Source organism: Protofrankia sp. Cr1 (assembly GCF_963555865.1).
In the GTDB taxonomy this organism is placed as follows: domain Bacteria; phylum Actinomycetota; class Actinomycetes; order Frankiales; family Frankiaceae; genus Protofrankia.
In genome coordinates, this window is the sequence record NZ_CAUVXO010000010.1 from 38,544 (window position 1) to 39,310 (window position 767).

The window sequence follows — 767 nt, forward strand, 5'->3', positions numbered from 1 at the left end:
AAGTCGTCAACCGCGGTAGTCGGGGAACGTACCGGGGACGGCCGTGGTTGACGACATGGACAGGCTTTCAGGGGTCCCGGAGGTGCTCGACATGCTCTTCGCTCGCCACAAGCCGACGCTGCCCACGGCCGCGCAGGCACTGCCCGGCCGTGCGGAAGCGTCTTTTGCGATACCGGATCGGCACGCGGTCCTCGGCACACCGTTGCGGGGTCCCGTCCCCACGGGTTTCGCGACCGCGGTGTTCGGGCTCGGCTGTTTCTGGGGTGCGGAGCGGACGTTCTGGCAGATCCCCGGGGTGTACTCGACCGCGGTCGGGTACGCGGGCGGAAGCACCCCGAACCCGACGTACGAGGAGACGTGTTCAGGCCTGACCGGGCACACCGAGGCTGTTGCGGTCGTGTTCGACCCGGCGGTGGTGAGCTTCGAGGACCTGCTGAAGGTCTTCTGGGAGGCGCACGACCCGACCCAGGGGATGCGCCAGGGTAACGACGTCGGCACCCAGTACCGTTCGGCGATCTACACGTTCTCCGACGAGCAGGGTGCTGCGGCGCAGCGTAGCCGGGACGCCTTCCAGGCAGTCCTGGACAAGGCCGGTTTCGGCCCGATCACCACCGAGATCGCCCCGGCCGGTCCGTTCTACTTCGCTGAGGAGTACCACCAGCAGTACCTGCACAAGGTCCCCAACGGCTACTGCGGGTTGAGTGGCACCGGCCAGTCGTGCCCGGTCGGCGTGGCAGGGGCCGACGCCGGTTGATCGCAGTCCGCGA

1 protein-coding gene is annotated in these 767 nt (G+C 68.2%); it reads left to right on the plus strand.

The window, feature by feature from the left end:
- The first annotated feature begins 91 nt into the window (after window positions 1-91).
- Window positions 92-754 carry a peptide-methionine (S)-S-oxide reductase MsrA gene (msrA, locus tag U9980_RS02360; RefSeq protein ID WP_322766481.1) on the plus strand — a complete coding sequence of 221 codons (663 nt, stop codon included), beginning with the start codon at window positions 92-94 and terminating at the stop codon, window positions 752-754.
- The last annotated feature ends 13 nt before the right edge of the window (window positions 755-767 follow it).